This window comes from Teichococcus deserti, assembly GCF_001982615.1.
In the GTDB taxonomy this organism is placed as follows: Bacteria; Pseudomonadota; Alphaproteobacteria; order Acetobacterales; family Acetobacteraceae; genus Pseudoroseomonas; species Pseudoroseomonas deserti.
The window spans coordinates 1-444 of sequence record NZ_MLCO01000571.1 but is presented as its reverse complement, the minus strand read 5'-3'; the positions used below and the strand labels follow the sequence as shown (position 1 = coordinate 444).

The following is a 444-nucleotide window of genomic DNA, read 5'->3' as shown; positions in this document are numbered from 1 at the left end:
GTCGGGCGGGTCATGGGCGGCTCTGGCTCTGGCTCTGATTGCGGCGGGCGCTGGGGGGCAGCAGCTCGATGGCGTCGCGACCCTCGGCGGTGCGGCCGAGCGGTCGGATGTCGATGCGGGTGCCGTCCAGCCCGCCCTGCTCGAGGATACGGCGGATCGCCTGGCCATGCGCCAGCGAATCGCGCCGCGCCAGCGAGACGTCGTCCTCGGGGCCGGCCACCTGGGCGGCGATGGTGACGCGGCCCTCGGTGCTCTCGGCCAGCCAGCGGGCGATGCCGGTCAGCGCAGTGTGGGCGGGGGCGTCGGCCAGGCCGCGCGCCAGGCTGCCGGACAGGCGCCAGCCGCCGGCGGGCAGCGGCTCCATGCCGCGGGCCAGCGGCAGGCTGGGCTGCGGCAGCGGCTCGGCCGGGCGGGGCGGCGGGGGCAGGTCGGGCGGCGGCGGCG

General features: G+C 79.3%; 1 pseudogene. It reads right to left on the bottom strand.

Annotated elements, in window-relative coordinates:
* Positions 1 to 10: 10 nt before the first annotated feature.
* Positions 11 to 444, bottom strand: a pseudogene (locus BKE38_RS32715) (hypothetical protein); the annotation flags it as partial.